The sequence below is a fragment of the Acidovorax sp. SUPP3434 genome (assembly GCF_030159015.1).
GTDB lineage: Bacteria > Pseudomonadota > Gammaproteobacteria > Burkholderiales > Burkholderiaceae_C > Paracidovorax.
The window spans coordinates 66,403-82,330 of record NZ_BQXL01000005.1 but is presented as its reverse complement, the minus strand read 5'-3'; the positions used below and the strand labels follow the sequence as shown (position 1 = coordinate 82,330).

Genomic DNA, 15,928 nt, shown 5'->3' with positions numbered 1-15,928 from the left:
CGGGCGGCCCGCCGCCGGCCGCATGTCCCTGGCCCGTGCACGGCTTGGGGCCCCTCCACCACAATCCACCCATGAAACTCCACATCGTTCCCGCCCGTGCCGGCCTTGACTGGGTCCGGCTCGGCATCCGCGTCTTCTGGCGCCAGCCGATGGCGCTGGCGGCCCTGTTCTTCATGACCATGGCCGCGATGTCGCTGGCCACCCTGCTGCCCCTGATCGGCCCGGCCGTCGCGCTGGCCCTGCTGCCCTCGGCCACGCTGGCCATGATGGTGGCCGCGGGCGAGGCCACACAGGGGCGCTTTCCCACGCCGGCGCTGCTGCTGGTGGCGTTTCGCACCGGGCGCCAGCGGCTGCGCGACATGCTCATCCTGGGCGCCCTGTACGCCGTGGGCTTTCTGGCGGTGATGGCGATTTCGGCCCTGGTGGACGACGGGCAGTTCGCCCGCGTGTACCTGGGTGGCGAGCAGCTCACGCGCGAGGTGGCCGAGGCGGGGGACTTCCAGGCCGCCATGTGGCTGGCCCTGGCGCTGTACGTGCCGCTGTCGCTGCTGTTCTGGCATGCGCCGGGCCTGGTGCACTGGCACGGCGTGCCGCCCGTGAAGGCATTGTTCTTCAGCATGGTGGCGTGCCTGCGCAACTTCAGCGCCTTCACCGTCTATGGCCTGGTGTGGACGGGCGTGTTCCTGGGCGCGGGCATCGTGGTCAGCATCGGCGTCACGCTGCTGGCGCTCCTGGGCCTGGGCAGCGGCGTGGCAGGCGGCATCATGGTGGCGACCGCGCTCATGCTGGCGGCGATGTTCTTCACCTCGGTGGTGTTTTCGTTCCGCGACTGCTTCGAGCCACCGGAGCGGCGCCTGGTCCCGACTCCGTCCGAAGCCGCCGCCGAGCCGCCCGGCCCGCTCTGACGCGCATGCCCTTCGGGGCCCGGCCACGGGGCCAAAGCCCCCCGGGCCACCCCCGGCCGGACGAGCGCAGTCCGGTCCGGCCGACGGGCCCGCACCCGCCCGTCGATCGCTCCGATCCCCTGCATGGGGCGCGATGCAGCGGTCAATGCAGCCGCCAGCGTCACATGGCTGTCACCATTCCTTCAAATCGCTGTCACGGGCGATTCCTAGCATCCGGGCAGTGGAAGCGGCATTGCGTCGTTTCCGCGTTTGGCTCGCCGGCCTGCCGCTCCCCACGGCCGTTGCCGGCGGCGTATCGCACCCCTCTCCTTTCCGGAACAAAACGATGTCCCACACCCCGATGCCCACCCGCCGCAAGGCCCTGCAATTCCTCGCCGGCGTGCCAATGCTGCCGCTGGGCGCCAGCGCCTCCGCATCCTTCCTGACCGCCTGCGGCGGCGGCAGCGATGGCGCCACGTTCGCATCGGCCAGCTTCAGCTCGATGGCCGCGCCCACGCTGTCCAACCCGGCTGCCATGGCAACCACGTCCGTGGGCTCCACGATGAGCGTGAAGTTCAGCGACAACTCGGTGCAGAACTACCAGCTGGCCTACCAGCCCTTCTTCGTGACGGGCGACATGGTGTCCGACGGCAAGGGCGGCAAGATCCTCGCGGGCGGCTATGTGGACATCAACAACAAGGCCATCACCGACACCACCGTGGCCGGCAAGGAACGCCAGTTCTTCTCCGACTCGCCGGACGGCACCTCGCTGCTGACCGTGGCCAATGCCAAGGTGGACGGCGTGAAGGGCAACCCCGTGTTCGCCGTGGTGCAGTTCGAATACACCACCTGGGCGCAGGACGGCAAGACCGACATGTACGGCAAGCTGCCCTCCCCCATCGCCGTGCTGAGCCTGGACCAGGACCCCGCCACTGGCAAGCTGTCGCTGGTCAAGTACCACAACGTGGACACCTCCAAGGTGCACGGCCTGTGGATCACCTGCGGCGCGAGCCTGTCGCCCTGGGGCACCCACCTGTCCAGCGAAGAGTACGAGCCGGACGCCTTCACCATCGCCTCCAACGCGCAGTTCAAGGCCTACAGCAAGAACCTGTACGGCAGCGAGACGGCGGCCAACCCCTACCACTACGGCCACATGCCCGAAGTGACGGTGAACGCCGACGGCACGGCCAGCATCAAGAAGCACTTCTGCATGGGCCGCATCTCGCACGAGCTGGTGCAGGTCATGCCCGACCAGCGCACCGCGCTCATGGGTGACGACGCCACCAACAGCGCCTACTTCGTCTTCGTGGCCGACAAGGAAAAGGACCTGTCCTCCGGCACGCTGTATGCCGCCAAGGTCGGCGCGGGCTTCTCCATCGACCCCGCTGCCACCACCGCCGCGCCGCTCACCTGGATCAAGCTGGGCTCCGCCACCAGCGCCGAGATCGAGGCCCTGGCCGGCAAGCTCAAGCCCACGGACATCATGACCGTGGCCAGCGCCGACCCCAAGGACACGACCTTCACCAAGATCGTCGCCAACGGCAAGACCGAGTGGATCAAGCTGAACGCCGGCATGGAAAAGGCCGCCGCCTTCCTGGAAACCCACCGCTACGCCGCCCTGCTGGGCGCCAGCCTGGGCTTCACCAAGATGGAAGGCACCACGGTCAACGCCAAGGACAAGATCGCCTACTCGGCACTGCAGAACATCCAGACCTCGATGGTGGCGGGCAACGCGGCCAACGTGCCGGGCAACGGCATCTCGGTGCCCAAGCAGCTCGTGGCCGGCGCCGTGATGGCGCTGAACCTGCGCGGCGGCCAGAAGGACACCACCGGTGCCGCGATCAACAGCGACTGGATGCCCGTGGACACCAAGGCCCTGCTGGCCGGCGAAGACATCACGGCCGACGCCCTGGGCAACACCGCCAACCCGAACAACATCGCCAACCCGGACAACCTCAAGTTCTCCGAAAAGCTGCGCACGCTGTTCATCGGCGAGGACAGCAGCCAGCACGTCAACAACTTCCTGTGGGCGTACAACGTGGACACCAAGCAGCTGTCGCGCCTGATGTCGGTGCCCGCGGGCGGCGAATCCACCGGTCTGCATGCGGTGGACGAGATCAACGGCTTCACCTACATCATGAGCAACTTCCAGCACGCTGGCGACTGGGGCAGCATCCACAGCAAGGTCAAGGACACGCTGGACCCGCTGGTGCGCGCCAACTACAAGGACAAGTTCGGCTCGGCCGTGGGCTACCTGACGGGCACGCCGTCGCAGATGAAGCTGAGCTGAGCGCAGCCGCTCCTCCGGCCCCGGACCCGTGCCAGCGCGGCACGGCCGGTGCCCACCCAAAAGCGAGGCCTTGGCCTCGCTTTTTTCATGGGTTTGGCACACGGCGGCACCCATGGCGCACCGCTACAGAAGATTGGAGCAAAAACCGGCTCCAGCACATATTCTTCTAGGGCATACAGCTACAAAAACAATAGCAAATAGCCTCTCCCATGGAGACCCGCCCTTCTCGGCCGCTCCGCGCATGGCGGTACGGGGCGAAGGGTTGTCTTCAAATGATAATAAATCGCATTCTTATAATGCCCGCTCACTCAGGCGCACCGGGCGCCGTGCTGCCGACCGGCGGCCGGATGCCCCCACCTTGCCGCCTGTTCCCGCTGCCGCTTCCACCGGCCGCTGCCCCGGGCCCGAGCCCGGCGGCACGCGGCCCGGCGCCCTGCCTCCGGCAGGCTGGAAAGCGTCCGCCCGGTCCGTTTTTACCCAACCTGGAGATGCCCATGACGACCCCCTTGTTCAGAACCGCCGCCCTCGCCGCCCTGCTGGCCGCCAGTCCGCTCGGCGCCGTGGGCGTGGCCCAGGCACAAGGCACCGCCGTCCAGGCTTCCCAGCCCGCCACCGCCAATGCCGTGGCCGCCCACTACGCCACGCTGGTGCACGCCAACTACGAAGACACGCTGAACGCCGCCAAGGCCATGCAGGCCGCCATCAAGGCCTTCACGGCCAAGCCGTCGGTGGAGACGCTGGCCGAAGCCCGCAAGACCTGGCTGGCCGCGCGCGAGTTCTATGGCCAGACCGAGGCGTTCCGTTTCTACGGCGGCCCGATCGACGACGACAAGGGCCCCGAAGGCCAGATCAACGCCTGGCCCATGGACGAGTCGTACGTGGACAGCGTCGAAGGCAAGCCCGACGCCGGCCTGGTGAACAACCGCCAATTCGCCATCACCAAGAAGAACCTCGCCGCGCAGAACGAGCGCGGCGGCGAGGAGAACATCGCCACCGGCTGGCACGCCATCGAATTCTTCCTGTGGGGCCAGGACCTCTCGGAAACCGGCCCGGGCGACCGCAACTTCGAGGACTTCGTCGATGGCAAGGGCAAGAACGCCGACCGCCGCCGCCAGTACCTGACGGTGGTCACCGACCTGCTGATCGACGACCTCACCTTCCTCGTCAAGGCCTGGGACCCGAAGGCCAAGAACAACTACCGCGCCAAGTTCGCCAAGGGCGGGCAGGAATCGGTGCGCAAGATGCTGGTGGGCCTGGGCTCGCTCTCGCGCGGTGAGCTCGCCGGCGAGCGGCTGGAGGTCGCGCTCAACAGCCAGGACCAGGAAGACGAGCACTCCTGCTTTTCCGACAACACGCACCGCGACGCGGTGACCAATGCGCAGGGCATCCAGAACGTGTGGCTGGGCCAGTACCGGCGCGCCGACGGCAGCCAGGTGCAGGGCCCCTCGCTGCGCGACCTGGTGGCCGCCAAGGATGCGGCCCTGGCCGAGAAGACCACGCAGCAGATCGCCGCGTCGGTGAAGGCGGCCGAGGCCATCCAGGCGCCGTTCGACCGCGAGATCATCGGCGAGAAGGACGCGCCGGGCCGCCAGCGCATCCAGAAAACCATCGACAGCCTGAGCGCCCAGTCCAAGGACCTGGTCGCCGCCGCCAACGCCATCGGCATCACCCGGCTGACCCTTGTGCAACCCTGATCCCGCGATGCGTTTCCTGAAAGCCTTCCACCGCCGCCGCACCTGGCGCCTCGCGACCGCCAGCGCAGGCCTGGCGGCGGCCGCCACGGGCCTGGTGGCCAGCGGCCATCCGGACCCGCTGGGCGAGAAGCCCGGCGGCGACACCACCGTGTTCGCCACCGGGCGCAACGCCTTCTCGTTCCCCGCGGCCAACCTGCCGGACGACGAGCGCACGCGCTTCGTCATCGGCAACTCGTTCTTTCGCCGCAACTGGGTGGAGGCACCCGCCTCGACCAAGGCGCGCGACGGCCTGGGGCCGCACTTCATCGCGCGCTCGTGCGGCGGCTGCCATGTGCAGGACGGCCGCGGCGCGCCGCCCGAGATCTTCAACCGCCTGGGCGAGACCAAGGACCCCACGGTGGCACTGCTGATCCGCCTGTCCATCCCCGGTGCCGACGGCCACGGCGGGCCGCTGCACGAGCCCGTGTACGGCGACCAGTTCAACAACGCGGGCATCACCGGCGTGAAGCCCGAGGGCCGCGTCACCCTGCGCTACCAGACCATCCAGGGCCAGTTCGCCGACGGCACGCCCTACACCCTGCTCGACCCGAAATACGGCTTTGCCGACTTAGGGTACGGGCCGATGCACCCGGACGTGATGGTCAGCCCGCGCATCGCGCCGCAGATCATCGGCGTGGGCCTGCTGGAGGCCATCGACGAGGCCGACATCCTGGCCAATGCCGCCGACCAGGCCAAGGCGCCCGGCCCCATCAAGGGCGTGCCCAACCGCGTGTGGGATGCGCCATCGGCCCGGATGATGATCGGCCGCTTCGGCTGGAAGGGCAACGTGGCCACCATCGCGCACCAGACCGGCGGCGCCTTCGTGGGCGACATGGGCATCACCTCGCGCCACTTCCCGCACGAGGCCTGCACGCCCGCGCAAAAGGACTGCCTGGCCGCGCCCAGCGGCAAGAGCGCGGGCCGCCAGGGCCAGCCGGGCGTGGAGATCGACGACAAGACCTTTGACGACGTGGTGTTCTACCAGGCCACGCTCGCCCCACCCGCCCGCCGCAAGGTGAACGACGTGCAGGTGCAGCGCGGCCAGGCGCTCTTCGCCCAGGCCCAGTGCGCCGCCTGCCACCGGCCCAGCTACGTCACCAAGGAAGGGCCGTTCCCGCGCCTGACCAGCAAGGCCGTCTCGGGCCAGCGCATCTGGCCCTACACCGACATGCTGCTGCACGACATGGGCGAAGCCCTGGCCGACCACCGACCCGACTTCGCGGCCAACGGCCGGCAGTGGAAGACGCCCCCGCTGTGGGGCACGGGCCTGATCCAGGACGTGAACGGCCACACCCGCCTGCTGCACGACGGCCGCGCGCGCGGCGTGCTCGAAGCCATCCTGTGGCACGGCGGCGAGGCCGAGGAAGCCAAGCAGAACGTGCTCAAGATGAACAAGGCCGAGCGCGACGCGCTCGTGCAATTCGTGGAGTCGCTATGACGAAATTCCCTGCTCTGCGCCCCCTGCCCCGCCTGGCCGCGGTGGCGCTGTGCGCCCTGGCCGGCGTTGCGGCCACCGCGCAGACCAACTGGCGGCACGACGCCGTGCCGTTCTACGACACCACGCACGCCCTGCAAAGCCTCTACGGCCATTGGGCCCTGCCCCGCGCGGGCGACTTCGCCACCGCGGCGCAGGCCCTGCCGCCCGCGGTGCGGGCCCTGTGCGATGCGCCCCCGGCACAGGCCGGCGTGGCGCTGGACGCCGCCCGCGGCGCCTGGCGCAGCACCATGCTCGCGTGGGAGAGCCTGGGCGCCGTGGCCGTGGGCCCGGTGATCGCCCGGCGCACGCAGCGCCAGATCGACTTCGCACCCACCCGGCCCCCGCTCATCGAGCGCGCCATCAAGACGCAGCCGCAGGGTGCCAAGGCGTTCGAGCGCGTGGGCACGCCCGCCAAGGGGCTGCCGGCGCTCGAATGGCTGCTGTGGACGCAGCCGGCCCAGCCCTCCACGCCGGCCTGCCGGTATGCGGTGGAGGCGGCGCTGGACGTGGAGCGCGAGGCGGTGGCGCTCAAGGCGGCGTTCGACGGCGCCGCCACCACCGACTGGGCCGCCGAGGACGAGCAGGAGCGCTCCACCCAGGCCATGGGCGAGTTCATCAACCAGTGGGTGGGCGGCATCGAACGCCTGCGCTGGGCCCACATGGAAAAGCCGCTGCGTGCCGCCCAGGGCAGCCGCGCGCCGGACTACCCGCGCGCCGCCAGCGGCCTCACGCCCGAAGCCTGGGCCGCCGAATGGAAGGCCTTGCGCACGCTGGCCGTGCTGCCGCAGGGCGCCGCGCTGCCCAAGCCGGGCGAGGCCCTCGTGCCGCTGGAAACCTACCTGCGCGGTCGGGGCCTGAACCCTCTGGCCGACCAATTGCTGCAGGCCACGCAGCGCATCGACACCGCCTTTGCCGCCCTGGCGCAGCCCGGCAAGAACACCGGGCCGCAGGTGCTGCAGGCGGCCAAGGAACTGACCGCGCTCAAGCGCCTGGCCGAGGCCGAGATCGCGCCGGCGCTGCAGGTCAGCATCGGGTTTTCGGACGCCGACGGGGACTGACGCCATGCCAGCCAAGCGACCGGAACGCATCCCTGCCGCCTCGGCACCGCTGTCGCGCCGGCAGGCGCTGCGGCTCGGCGCAGGCCTGGGGCTGGCCGTGCCGCTGGCCGCCGCCTGGGCCGGACCGGCCGCCGCCGCGGGCTCGCTGCGCCTGGCAGCGACATGGCAGCAGGAAGACAGCAGCTACCGCATCGGTGTGCTGCAGGCCCGGCCCGGCCAGGACGCACCGCTGCGCGCAACGCACACCCTGGACATTCCCACCCGTGCCCACGGCCTGTGCCCCCTGCCGGACGGCAGCATCGTGGCGGCGTCGCGCCGGCCCGGCGACTGGCTGGTGCGCTGGTGGCCAGGCACCCCGCGCGAACCCGTTTGGCAGTGGACGGACGGCACCCGCTCGTTCAACGGCCACGTGATCGCATCGCCGGACGGACGCCTGCTCTACACCACCGAGACCGATGCCGACACCGGCCAGAGCCTCGTCGTGCAGCGCAGCGCCGAGCGGCTGGAGGCGGTGAGCGAATGGCCCACGCAGGGCATCGACGCGCACGAACTCCTCTGGGACCGCCATACGCTCGCCGATGGCGCGCCCACCTTGATCGTCGCCAACGGCGGCGTGCCCACCGCACCGGAGACCGGCCGCGTGAAACGCGCGCTGGAGACCATGGACTCGTCCGTCGTGCGGCTGCATGGCCGCACCGGCGACGTGCTGGGCCAATGGCGGCTGGACGACCGGCGGCTGAGCCTTCGGCACCTGGCCTGGAGCGCCGATGGCCGCGTGCTGGGCATCGCCCTGCAAGCCGAGCACGATGGCCAGCCGGACCGGGAGGCGGCGCCCGTGCTGGCGCTTTTCGATGGCAAGGCGTTGCGGGCCACCGCGCCCGTCCCCGCGCAGGGGCCTGGCGGCCCACGGGGCGGTTTGCAAGGCGGTTTGCGGGGGTATGGCGGCAGCATCGCCGCCACCCCCGAGGGATGGGCCGTGAGTTGCCCGCGCGCCCAGGGCATCGCCACCTTCAGCCCGCAGGGGGACTGGCAGCGCCTGGTGGCGCTGCCCGAGGTCTGCGCACTCGCCGTGAACGGCACCGCGCTCTGGGCTGCCGGACTGGACCACACCCTCGAAGACGCCCGCGGCGCCGCACCGCAGCCCCATCTCCACCGCAGCGGCCTGGCCAAGGCGCGTGTGGACAACCACTGGTACGTCACCGGGTAAACCCTGTGCCATCCCCTCAAAGCGATGTTGCATTGCGGAACATAAAAATAAAAACTATCGGAGTCATTACAAAACGACAAAAAGGAAACGCCTTTCCTTACACTCCGCCGGTTATCACGGGGTGCCCATGTCCTTTCTTCCTCCGCAACGCAAACACCTGATCGCGGCCCTGGTGGCTGGGGCCCTGCACTGCCATGCAGTGATGGCGGCGGACATCGTGCTTGCACCGCCGCCCAATGGCGGCTTCACGGTGACCAACACCGACAAAACCCAGATCCGCCTGCGCGTGGACGAGGCGTCAGGCGCCGTCACGGTGCCCGGACTGGCGTCGGCGCCGTTGCAGGCGACGCCGGTATGCCATGGCCCCGGGGGCGCCCTCGGCAACTGTGCGGGCGTGGTGGGGGCCACCGGCGCGACAGGTGCCACGGGCGCTACGGGCCCGGCCGGCGCCACCGGGGCGACCGGCATCGCGGGTCCGACCGGCCCCACGGGCATCGCCGGCCCGACGGGGACCACCGGCCCGTCCGGCGCCACCGGGGCCACGGGCAGTGCCGGGCCCACCGGGGCGACCGGTGTGACAGGGCCCACGGGCACCACCGGAGCGACGGGGGCCCTCGGCCCCACGGGCAGCGCGGGAGTGGCCGGGCCCACGGGCCCCACGGGATCGGCAGGCGCCACGGGCGCCACAGGCTCCACCGGTGGCACCGGCCCTGCGGGCCCGACCGGCGCGGCAGGCTCGGTGAGCACGGGCGTCACCGTGCGCGAGATCACGCTGCAACCGGTGAATGCACAGGCCTGCGCCGTCACCTCCTGCTGCAATGCGGGTGAGAAGGTGCTGGGCGGCGGCCATTCCGCAAGCACCGGCCAGACATCGCCCGAAGACATCGGCGTCTATCTGGGCGAGAGCCGCCCGGTGGCCAATTGCGGCGGCAATGCGGGCACCTTCGGTTGGACGATCCGCGCCCTCAACTCCTATCGCTCGGACCTGCAAAGCTGCACGGCCTACGCGATCTGCGCCCAGTAACGGCGCTGGCTTCACCCACGGCCCGCATCGCCCCATGACCGCCCAGCCCACCGTGGCACCCCTTGCGCCCAACGACTTCCCGCCCATGCGGCGGCTGGCGCACGGCATGGCCGAAGTGGCTGCGGCGCTGCAAGAGGTCCATGCATTGCCGGACAGCCTCTGGGGCCCGCATTTCAATCTGGCGAAGCACAACGGCGGCTGGCACGTGGCGGCCCTGCGCAGCACATCCCGCTCGCCGCTGCCTGCCGCGCCAGGCGAGTTCGCCGCGGACTTCTTCCAGGACGAAGCCACGATGGCGCAATGCCCCGCCATTCGGACCCTGGTGGCCGGCATCACGGAAGGCGCGCCGCTCAAATCGGTGCGCGTGCTGCGCCTGGCGCCCGGTGGCACCATCCTGGAACACGCCGATGCCGGCGTGGGGCTGCGGGATGGCGAGGTGCGTTTGCACCTGCCGCTGCAGACGCATGACGAAGTCTTTTTCCATGTGGGTGGCCAGCGGGTGCCCATGCGCACGGGCGAGTGGTGGTATGCCGATTTCTCCCTGCCGCACCGGGTTTGCAACCGGGGCACGGTCGAGCGGCTGCACCTGGTGGTGGATTGCGAGGCGACGCCCCGCCTGCGCCAAGCCATCGCCGCGGGCGATACCGGGCGGCCCTACCCGCCCGAACAGGACCCGCAGTGGCGGTTCGCGCGGTTTCGGGAACAGGTCTTCGACGAACCGGCGCTGCAGGACCGCCTGCTGGGCATCCACTCGCGGGAGGCATTCGCGCAGGCCTGCATGGAAATGGGCCAGGCCCGTGGATGGGCCTTCACCGAGGCGGAAGTCCTGTCCGCCATGGCCTCCGGGCGGCAGGCATGGATGCAGCAATGGGTCGTCTGAATTTCGAGGGCTGGTCGCCCATCCGCATCTACCCGGGGGCCGGCGGCGAGACGCTGGTCGACTGGATGCGCACGCCGCCCGAGGTCACGCGCACGCCCTTCTTCTCGGACGGGGTGCAGGATGCGATGCATCACCCCTTCCACCAAGGGTTTCGCCGGCAGACACCGCTGTCCGATCTGCTCGACTGGGCGCAGGCTTCGCCAGGCCTGGCGCCCTCGGGCATCGTCTTTCACGTGTCGCGCTGCGGCTCGACGCTCGTGACGCAGGCCTTCGCAGCGCTGGACAGCCACGTCACCCTCTCGGAGCCTCCGCTGCTGGACGATCTGATGCGCGCGAACGCCCTGCTGCCCGGCATGGATCGGGCACTGGCGGTTCCCGCGGCCAGGGCGGTGGCAAGCGCCTGGTCGCAGCCGCTGCGGCCGGGCCACGGGGCAAGGCGCAGCCACCTCGTCATCAAATGCGATTGCTGGGCCACAGGCTATGCGGACCAGATCGCGCAAGCCTGGCCCGACACGCCGTGGCTTTTCCTGTACCGGGACCCGCTGGAAGTGCTGGTGTCCCAATTGCAGCAGCGCGCGGCCTACCTGATCGCGGGCGGGCCCCTCGGCGTCAACCCCGCCGGCATCGCGTTCGACGATGCCTTGCACATGGGGCCCGAAGCCTATTGCGCCCGCAGCCTGGGCGCCCTCTACGAAACCATGGTGCAGCAGTTCCGGCCGGAGCGCACGCTGCTGCTCGACTACCGGCAGCTTCCATCGGCCATCCTCACGAAGGTCGCGCCGCATTTCGGCATGGCGCTCGACGCTGCGGCCACCGAGCAGGCCGAACTCACCTTCGCTGTCCATGCGAAGCACCCCAACCACCCGTTCGCACCCGACGCGCAGCGCAAGCACAGCCAGGCTTCGCCTCGCCTGCACGAACTGGCCATGCAATGGATCGATCCCCACTACCGCGCCCTGGAAGCCATGCGCGCGGCGGCAGGCAAGGCCTCCATGCACGCCGGCGGGACCCCTTCCGAAGCCCTTGAAGCCGGTTGACCACGCAATGACTTTTTCGCCCCCCTCCCCTGCGCGACTCGGCCGACGTGGCTTCCTGGGCGCCTCCGTGTCCACGGCAGCGACCGTGGCCTGCGCCGCTGCGCCGGCCCTGGCAGCGCCGACGGACCGGCAGCCCCCGGCGCGACACGGCATCCGGCGGACGGTCGGCGTCCTGCTGCCGGAATCGTCGCGCTACCCCACCCTTTCCGCGGAGTTCCTGGCCGGCCTGGAAGCGGGCGCCGACGCCTCGGAACACTCCCCGCGTTGGCTGCCGCTGCCCTACGGGCGAAGTCCCCAGGCCGCGCTGCGGCAGGCACGTGCCGCCGTCGGCTCCGGCGCGGTCGACGCGCTGGCAGGATGGCTGCCGATGCAGTCGGCCCGGGATCTGGTGCCGCTCCTGGAAGCGAACCAGATCCCTTTTCTGGCCAGCGACACGGGGGCCGACCGGCTGCCCACGCACCTGGCCGACCGTTCGCCCTGGCTGATTGCCCACTCGCTGGATCTGTGGCAGTCCTGCGCGGTCCTGGGGCGGGAAGCGCCACGGCGCTGGGGCACACGCGCGTTGCTGTGCATGGGCTTTCTGGAAAGCGGCTACGACTTTCCGCATGAATTTCGCCGCGCGTTCGAGGCCGCAGGCGGCACGGTGTCGGCAATGCACGTCTCCGGCCTGCCCGACGGCTCCGACGAGTTCGCCGGCTTGCGTTCGGCCTGGCATGCCGCCCGCGCAGACTTCGTGGTGGCCCTGTATTCCGGCGCGCAGGCCTTGCGCTTTCAGCGGCAGTGGAGCCAATTGCAGCCGCACAGCCAGTTCCCCGTGGTGGGCACCCTCTTCTCGCAGGGGCCGGCAGAAGCCGTCGGGTCGAGGCCGAGAGGCTGGACCAGCGTGGCCTCCTGGAACGCCGGGTCCGACGCCTGCCGGTCGATCGCCGCCCGTTGCGCGCTTTCGGGCTCCGATCCGCTGGCGGAGCTGAGCGGCCCGGCCCTGCTCGGCTTCGAGGCCGGGCAGCGCTTCGCGCAGTGGCAAAGCAACGGCGCGGGGGTCGAGCAACTGACCATCCTGCGAACGCCTTCGGAAAGCGGCCCCCGTGGAGACCCGCCCCATGGCTTGGCGAGCGGCGATCGCAACGGCACCCACTGGCTTCGCGCCGGCACACCCGCAACGGGGGGGAGCACCGAAATGGCATGGGCCACGCGCGGTCCCGGCGCGCCGCTCGGAGCCCCCGGCTGCAGCGGCTGGACCACCCCTTATCTCGTGACTTAATGGAAGAACATCATGGCTGCAGACCCATTCATCGGTGAAATCTCTGTGTTCGCAGGCAACTATGCGCCCCGAAACTGGGCTTTTTGCTGGGGCCAATTGATGGCGATTTCCAGTAATGCCGCCTTGTTCTCGTTGCTGGGCACCACCTACGGAGGCAATGGCCAGACCACCTTCGCGCTGCCCGATCTGCGCGGCCGTGTACCGCTGGGCATGGGAATGTCGCCCAGCGGAAGCAATTACGTGCTGGGGCAGATGGCTGGACAGGAGAGCGTCACGCTCAACATCAACAACATGCCGATGCACAACCACACCACGTCCGTGGCAGTGAGCAGCGGCGCGGGCAACTCGGCAGCGCCCAACGGCCGCTACCTGGCCGCTTCCGACCGGCGCGATAACCAATACACCAACCAGGCCCCCGACGGCAACCTGGCCGGCGTCACGACGGGGCTGGCCGGGAGCAGCCTGCCGCACGACAACATGCAGCCCTATCTCTCCCTCAACTTCATCATCGCACTCGCAGGGACCTTTCCGTCCCGAAATTGAGGAACGCCGCGGGGCGGCGCATGCCACCCCGCCCCGCGGTGTCCAATCAATCCACCACGGTCAGCTTGGCCACCGACAGCGCCAGCCATTTGGTGCCATGCCGGGGAAAGTTCACCTGTGCGCGCGCATCGTCGCCGGTGCCCTCCAGCGCCAGCACCTTGCCCTCGCCGAACTTGGTGTGGAACACGCCCAGTCCCACGCGCAACCCGTGCGACGGCGCGGCCTTCTGCGCCGGGACCGGTGGACTGGCGAACGATTCCGACCTGGACCCGAATCCGCCTCTCGCGCTAGATCCATATGCACCGCCCGCTCCTGAATTAGGAGCAAACGTGCCGAACCCCTGCTGCTTGGGCGTGATCCATTTCAACGCGGCTTCGGGCAGTTCGTCGAAGAACCGGCTCTTGATGTTGTAGCGCGTCTGGCCGTGCAGCAGCCGGGTCTGCGAATGGCTCAGGTACAGGCGCTTTCGCGCGCGGGTGATGGCCACGTACATCAGGCGGCGCTCTTCCTCCAGCCCTTCGCGGTCGCTCATCGCGTTCTCGTGGGGGAACAGGCCCTCTTCCATGCCGCCGATGAACACGGCGTCGAACTCCAGGCCTTTGGAGGCGTGCACGGTCATGAGCTGCACGGCATCCTGGCCGGCCTGCGCCTGGTTGTCGCCCGCCTCCAGCGCCGCATGGGTCAGGAAGGCGGCCAGGGGCGAGAGTGTCTCGCCGGTATCGCTGTCCACGATGCCCGCCACGCCGCCGGGCAGCGGCTCGTCGGTCGTGGGCAGCGACGGGTCCAGGCCTTGGCTCGCCGGGCTTTGCGTGAGCGGCGTGCCGTGCTCATCCACCGGCAGCGCGATGGCGTCGCGCCCGAAGCCTTCCTGCGTGACGAAGCTCTCGGCCGCGTTCACCAGCTCCTGCAGGTTTTCGATGCGGTCCGCGCCTTCCTTTTCAGAGCGGAAGTGCTCCAGCAGGCCGCTCGACTCCAGCATCTGCTCGATGATGCCGCGCAGGGTCATGCCCTGCGTCTGCTCGCGCAGCACGTCGACCAGGGCGACGAAGCTGCCCAGGTTGGCGCCGGCCTTGCCCGGCACCGCGGTGACGGCATCGTGCAGCGAGCAGCCCGCGCTGCGCGCCGCGTCCTGCAGCACCTCGACCGTGCGCGCGCCGATGCCGCGCGGCGGGAAATTGACCACGCGCAGAAAGCTCGTGTCGTCGTGCGGGTTCTCCAGCACGCGCAGGTAGGCCAGCGCGTGCTTGATTTCGGCCCGCTCGAAGAAGCGCAGGCCGCCATACACGCGGTAAGGCACCGCGGCATTGAACAGGGCCGACTCGATCACCCGGCTCTGCGCATTGCTGCGGTACAGCACGGCCACTTCCTTGCGTTCGAAACCATCGCTGCGCACGAGCTGGCGGATCTCCTCCACCATCCACTGCGCCTCGGCCAGGTCGGTGGTGGCCTCGAACACACGCACCGGCTCGCCAGGGCCCTGCGTGGTGCGCAGGTTCTTGCCCAGGCGCTTGCTGTTGTGGCTGATGAGGGCGTTGGCCGAATCGAGGATGTTGCTGTAGCTGCGGTAGTTCTGCTCCAGCTTGATCTGGCGCTGCACGTCGAACTCGCGCACGAAGTCGGCCATGTTGCCCACGCGCGCACCGCGAAAGGCATAGATGCTCTGGTCGTCGTCGCCCACGGCGATCACGCTGCCGCGCGCCTGGAACTGGCCGTCCGCCACGTCGCCCGCGAGCTGCTTGAGCCAGGCGTACTGCAGCTTGTTGGTGTCCTGGAACTCATCCACCAGGATGTGCTGGAAGCGCCGCTGGTAATGCGCGCGCACCGGGTCGTTGTCGCGCAGCAATTCGTAGCTGCGCAGCATCAGTTCGCCGAAATCGACCACGCCCTCGCGCTGGCACTGCTCTTCGTACAGCTGGTACAGCTCGACCTTCTTGCGGGCATCGGCATCGCGTGCGTCCACGTCGCCCGGGCGCAGGCCCTCTTCCTTGCAGCCGCTGATGAAGTACTGCACCTGCTTCGGGGGAAAGCGCTCCTCGTCGATGTTGAACTGCTTGCACAGCCGCTTGACGGCCGAAAGCTGGTCCTGCGTGTCCAGGATCTGGAAGGCCTGAGGCAGGCCGGCCAGCTTGTAGTGCGCCCGCAGCAGGCGGTTGCACAGCCCGTGGAAGGTGCCGATCCACATGCCGCGCACGTTCACCGGCAGCATGGCCGACAGGCGCAGGACCATCTCCTTGGCGGCCTTGTTGGTGAAGGTGACGGCCAGAATGCCGCCGGGCGTGGCGTAGCCGTTTTGCAGCAGCCAGGCGATGCGGGTGGTGAGCACCCGGGTCTTGCCCGAGCCCGCGCCCGCGAGGATCAGGGCATGCCCGGCAGGCAGCGTGACCGCGGCCAGTTGCTCGTCGTTCAGGTTCTGCAGCAGGGGCGAGGCGGCATCGGACTGGGGCGCGGGGCCGGCGTCGCCAGCACCGAAAGGCGCTGGCGCGCCGGAAAACAGGTCGTGTGGGAGCATGGCGCCATTGTAGGAACCTCCACCG

The 15,928-nt window shown here is 69.6% G+C and carries 12 protein-coding genes; 11 read left to right on the top strand and 1 reads right to left on the bottom strand.

The annotated features are described in order from the left end of the window. Positions 1-71: 71 nt before the first annotated feature. The 11 genes from AVKW3434_RS10765 (at position 72) to AVKW3434_RS10715 (ending at position 13,394) form a co-directional block, all read left to right on the top strand. On the top strand, positions 72-905 hold the full coding sequence (locus AVKW3434_RS10765; protein WP_284395042.1) for a BPSS1780 family membrane protein: 834 nt from the start codon (positions 72-74) through the stop codon (positions 903-905). A gap of 325 nt (positions 906-1,230) precedes the next feature. Next, a complete protein-coding gene (locus AVKW3434_RS10760) occupies positions 1,231-3,174 on the top strand; it encodes a PhoX family protein (RefSeq protein ID WP_272564549.1) in 1,944 nt (647 codons plus the stop codon). Between the two features lie 494 nt (positions 3,175-3,668). Continuing rightward, the gene (locus AVKW3434_RS10755) at positions 3,669-4,868 is read left to right on the top strand and encodes an imelysin family protein (RefSeq protein ID WP_284405836.1); all 1,200 of its coding nucleotides are present in this window, start codon (positions 3,669-3,671) and stop codon (positions 4,866-4,868) included. Positions 4,869-4,875: 7 nt separating this feature from the next. Next, positions 4,876-6,345 carry a di-heme oxidoreductase family protein gene (locus AVKW3434_RS10750; RefSeq protein ID WP_272564551.1) on the top strand — a complete coding sequence of 490 codons (1,470 nt, stop codon included), beginning with the start codon at positions 4,876-4,878 and terminating at the stop codon, positions 6,343-6,345. Beyond that, the gene (locus tag AVKW3434_RS10745) at positions 6,342-7,442 is read left to right on the top strand and encodes an imelysin family protein (protein ID WP_284405835.1); all 1,101 of its coding nucleotides are present in this window, start codon (positions 6,342-6,344) and stop codon (positions 7,440-7,442) included. Before AVKW3434_RS10750 ends, AVKW3434_RS10745 begins: the two co-directional genes overlap by 4 nt. Positions 7,443-7,446: 4 nt before the next feature. Next, positions 7,447-8,649 carry a DUF1513 domain-containing protein gene (locus AVKW3434_RS10740; RefSeq protein WP_284405834.1) on the top strand — a complete coding sequence of 401 codons (1,203 nt, stop codon included), beginning with the start codon at positions 7,447-7,449 and terminating at the stop codon, positions 8,647-8,649. A 127-nt stretch (positions 8,650-8,776) separates the two neighbouring features. Continuing rightward, positions 8,777-9,673: a hypothetical protein gene (locus tag AVKW3434_RS10735; RefSeq protein ID WP_284405833.1), complete on the top strand. Its 897-nt coding sequence runs from the start codon at positions 8,777-8,779 to the stop codon at positions 9,671-9,673. 34 nt (positions 9,674-9,707) lie between these two features. Next, on the top strand, positions 9,708-10,553 hold the full coding sequence (locus AVKW3434_RS10730; protein ID WP_284405832.1) for an aspartyl/asparaginyl beta-hydroxylase domain-containing protein: 846 nt from the start codon (positions 9,708-9,710) through the stop codon (positions 10,551-10,553). Next, complete coding sequence (locus AVKW3434_RS10725; RefSeq protein WP_284405831.1) at positions 10,541-11,590, top strand: sulfotransferase family protein; 1,050 nt, start codon at positions 10,541-10,543, stop codon at positions 11,588-11,590. Before AVKW3434_RS10730 ends, AVKW3434_RS10725 begins: the two co-directional genes overlap by 13 nt. Before the next feature lie 7 nt (positions 11,591-11,597). Then, entirely contained in the window at positions 11,598-12,851 is a 1,254-nt protein-coding gene (locus AVKW3434_RS10720) for an ABC transporter substrate-binding protein (RefSeq protein WP_284405830.1), read from the top strand. A 12-nt stretch (positions 12,852-12,863) separates the two neighbouring features. Next, positions 12,864-13,394, top strand: coding sequence for a phage tail protein (locus AVKW3434_RS10715; protein WP_284405829.1), 531 nt, complete (start codon positions 12,864-12,866; stop codon positions 13,392-13,394). Positions 13,395-13,440: 46 nt separating this feature from the next. Here the strand turns inward: AVKW3434_RS10715 and AVKW3434_RS10710 are convergent, their stop codons facing one another. Beyond that, positions 13,441-15,903, bottom strand: a complete 2,463-nt coding sequence (locus AVKW3434_RS10710; RefSeq protein ID WP_284405828.1) for a UvrD-helicase domain-containing protein — start codon at positions 15,901-15,903, stop codon at positions 13,441-13,443. Between the last annotated feature and the right edge of the window lie 25 nt (positions 15,904-15,928).

Coding starts and splice junctions, on each gene's coding strand:
- AVKW3434_RS10710 (WP_284405828.1), bottom strand. CDS start 15,903: ATGCTCCCACACGACCTGTTTTCCGGCGCGCCAGCGCCTTTCGGTGCT.
- AVKW3434_RS10755 (WP_284405836.1), top strand. CDS start 3,669: ATGACGACCCCCTTGTTCAGAACCGCCGCCCTCGCCGCCCTGCTGGCC.
- AVKW3434_RS10765 (WP_284395042.1), top strand. CDS start 72: ATGAAACTCCACATCGTTCCCGCCCGTGCCGGCCTTGACTGGGTCCGG.
- AVKW3434_RS10715 (WP_284405829.1), top strand. CDS start 12,864: ATGGCTGCAGACCCATTCATCGGTGAAATCTCTGTGTTCGCAGGCAAC.
- AVKW3434_RS10750 (WP_272564551.1), top strand. CDS start 4,876: ATGCGTTTCCTGAAAGCCTTCCACCGCCGCCGCACCTGGCGCCTCGCG.
- AVKW3434_RS10740 (WP_284405834.1), top strand. CDS start 7,447: ATGCCAGCCAAGCGACCGGAACGCATCCCTGCCGCCTCGGCACCGCTG.
- AVKW3434_RS10745 (WP_284405835.1), top strand. CDS start 6,342: ATGACGAAATTCCCTGCTCTGCGCCCCCTGCCCCGCCTGGCCGCGGTG.
- AVKW3434_RS10720 (WP_284405830.1), top strand. CDS start 11,598: ATGACTTTTTCGCCCCCCTCCCCTGCGCGACTCGGCCGACGTGGCTTC.
- AVKW3434_RS10760 (WP_272564549.1), top strand. CDS start 1,231: ATGTCCCACACCCCGATGCCCACCCGCCGCAAGGCCCTGCAATTCCTC.
- AVKW3434_RS10730 (WP_284405832.1), top strand. CDS start 9,708: ATGACCGCCCAGCCCACCGTGGCACCCCTTGCGCCCAACGACTTCCCG.
- AVKW3434_RS10735 (WP_284405833.1), top strand. CDS start 8,777: ATGTCCTTTCTTCCTCCGCAACGCAAACACCTGATCGCGGCCCTGGTG.
- AVKW3434_RS10725 (WP_284405831.1), top strand. CDS start 10,541: ATGGGTCGTCTGAATTTCGAGGGCTGGTCGCCCATCCGCATCTACCCG.